Annotated in this window: 3 protein-coding genes; 1 reads left to right on the forward strand and 2 read right to left on the reverse strand. The window is 74.7% G+C overall.

The features are described from left to right. Window positions 1-121: 121 nt before the first annotated feature. Both G3I53_RS13215 and G3I53_RS13220 read right to left on the reverse strand, forming a co-directional pair. Entirely contained in the window at window positions 122-1,312 is a 1,191-nt protein-coding gene (locus G3I53_RS13215; RefSeq protein WP_164336595.1) for a CaiB/BaiF CoA-transferase family protein, read from the reverse strand. Between the two features lie 87 nt (window positions 1,313-1,399). Further along, window positions 1,400-1,645 carry a hypothetical protein gene (locus G3I53_RS13220; RefSeq protein WP_164336597.1) on the reverse strand — a complete coding sequence of 82 codons (246 nt, stop codon included), beginning with the start codon at window positions 1,643-1,645 and terminating at the stop codon, window positions 1,400-1,402. 124 nt (window positions 1,646-1,769) lie between these two features. Between G3I53_RS13220 and G3I53_RS13225 the strand changes: the two genes are divergently transcribed. Continuing rightward, the coding region (locus G3I53_RS13225) for a LysR family transcriptional regulator (protein WP_164438371.1) at window positions 1,770-2,628 on the forward strand (859 nt) is incomplete at its 3' end.

Here is a 2,628-nt window from a genome sequence, read left to right on the forward strand (position 1 = left end):
ACGGCCGCAGGTCACATCGGCCCGCCGGTGACCGGGCGCCCCGCCGACGGACGGACGCGGCGGGGACCCTCGGCCACGGCGCCCCCCGCCCTGCCGGCCCCCGGGCCGTCCCGCCGGGCTCTCAGACCACCCCGTCCGCGCGCAGCCGCCCGATCGACTCGGCCGAGTGACCGAGTCCCGTCAGGATCGCCTCCGTGTGCTCGCCCACCGCCGGGACCGGGTCCATGCGGGCCGGTGTGTCCGCGAGGTCGGCGGGCGGCAGCAGGGCCTCGACCGTGCCGCCCGGCACCGCCACCTCGCGCCACCGGTCCCGGGCGGCCAGCACCGGGTGGTCGAGGAAGGCGGCGACGTCGTTGACCCCCGCGCAGGCGATGCCGATCGACTCGAGGTCCTTCAGCAGGTCGTCGGCGTCGGAGCGGGCGCAGCGCTTGGCGATCAGCGCGTTGAGTTCCTCGCGGTGCGCCACCCGGTCCGGGCCGGTGGCGAACCGGGGATCGTCGGTCAGGCCGGGGCTGCCCAGGAACTCGGCGCACAGCACCGCCCACTCGCGCTCGTTCTGGATGGAGAACAGCACCTCGCGGCCGTCGGCGGCGCGGAACGTCCCGTAGGGGGCGATGGTGGCGTGCTGCGTGCCCAGCCGGGGCGGCTGGCTGCCGCCGTACCGGGTGTAATAGGCGGGCTGGCCCATCCATTCGGCGAGCGCCTCGAGCAGGGACACCTCCACCGGGTGCGCCTCTCCCGTGGTCGCCCGGGTGTAGAGCGCGGTGAGGACACCGCTGTACGCGTACATCCCGGCGGCGATGTCGGCCACCGAGATGCCCGTCCGCGCGGTCTCCTCCGCGGTCCCGGTCAGGGACACCAGCCCGGTCTGGCACTGCACCAGCAGGTCGTACGCCTTGCGGTCGGCCCACGGCCCGGTGGTGCCGTAGCCGGAGACGGTGCAGGGGATCAGCCGGGGGCGGTCCCGGGTGACGTCGGCGGTGCCCAGGCCGAGACGGTCGACGGCACCGGGCGCCAGGTTGTGCACGAAGACGTCGGCGTCGTCGAGCAGCCGGTGCAGGATGTCCCGGCCCCGCGGGTCCTTGAGGTTGAGGGTGAGGGACTCCTTGGAGCGGTTGAGCCAGACGAAGTAGCTGGACTGACCGTGCACGGTGGTGTCGTAGCGGCGGGCGAAGTCGCCGCCGCCCGGCCGCTCCACCTTGATCACCCGGGCGCCGAGATCGGCGAGCTGGCGGGTGGCGTAGGGAGCGGCCACGGCCTGCTCCAGACTGACCACCGTGACGCCCGCCAACGGGTACCGCTGCGCTCCCATGCCTCCCGCTCTCCCGGGACCCGCCCGCCCCGATCCGCTCCGCCCGTGCGGCGGGCGGCGGGACCCGAGGCCCCGTCCCGCCCGCTCTCAGTGGCCCGTACGGCCGGTTCCGGCGTCCGCGGGCCTGCTGCGGGAGACGATACGCGTGCCCCGGTCGTCGGTGACCCTGACCTGGAGCGAACCGCAGCCGCAGCGCGTCCACAGCGTGCTGCCGGCCCCGGTGAGGTGACGCGACACCACCCGGAACGGCTCGGCGCCGTCGGGCCATCCGCAGAACGGGCAGGCGGTGCCGAGGGTGCCCGTCCCACGCGTGCTGCCGGTCGTGCTGGTCATGTCGGCTCCTTGACTGTTCTTCCTTCACGGATACGGCCGGTCGTCGCGACACAGCCAGGGTGCGCCGCCCGGTCCTTTCATGTCCAGGTTGACTTTGCGGACCTGACCGTGAAGCGTGGCCTTCATGATTGATCTGCGCAGGCTGCACGTCCTGAGGGCGGTCGCCCACTACGGCACGGTCACCGCGGCCGCCCGCGCGCTGCACTTCACCCCGTCCGCGGCCTCCCAGCAGATCCGTCAGCTGGCGCGCGAACTGGACGTGGTCCTGCTCGAACCGCAGGGGCGCGGTGTGCGGCTCACCCCGGCCGCCGAGAGCCTGCTCGCGCACGCCGACGCCATCCAGGCGCGCTGGGAGCAGGCCGAGCGGGACCTGCGGGCCGATCACGGCGCCCCCGCCGGGCTGCTGCGGGTGACCGGCTTCCCGGTCGCCGTGTCGGTGCTGCTGGCGCCGATGGCGGCCCGGCTGGGCCGGCGGCATCCGCGGCTGTCGGTGCGCATCCAGGAGGCCGGCGTGCCCGAGAGCTTCGACCTGCTGTTCGAGGGGGCCACCGACCTCGCGGTCGTGGAGGCCACCCCGCGCAATCCGCCGCCGGGCGACGAGCGGTTCGACCAGCAGCCGCTGCTCGACGACCGCTTCGACCTGGTGGTCCCCGACGGCCATCACCTGGCAGGCCGGGAGCGGATCGACCTCGCGGAGGCGGCCCGCGAGCAGTGGATCGCGCCGGTGCCGGAGAGCCCCTGCCGGCCGCACGTGATGTCCGCCTGCGGGGCGGCCGGGTTCACTCCCGACGTCGTCCACCACGCCCTGGACTGGAACGTCACCGCCCATCTCGTCGCCCACGGCCTCGGTGTCGCCCTGATACCGCGCCTGGCCCTGCTGACGGACCACCTGCCCGTGACGCGGGTGCGCTGCTCGGGCGACCCGCACCGCAAGCTGCTGACCTGCACGCGCGGCGGCGACGACACCCGCCCGGCGGTGGCCG

It is taken from the genome of Streptomyces sp. SID14436, assembly GCF_010548465.1.
GTDB lineage: Bacteria > Actinomycetota > Actinomycetes > Streptomycetales > Streptomycetaceae > Streptomyces.

What these genes read in the sequence shown, in the direction of transcription:
- G3I53_RS13215 (WP_164336595.1), bottom strand. Translation starts at nt 1,312, where the DNA reads ATGGGAGCGCAGCGGTACCCGTTGGCGGGCGTCACGGTGGTCAGTCTG.
- G3I53_RS13220 (WP_164336597.1), bottom strand. Translation starts at nt 1,645, where the DNA reads ATGACCAGCACGACCGGCAGCACGCGTGGGACGGGCACCCTCGGCACC.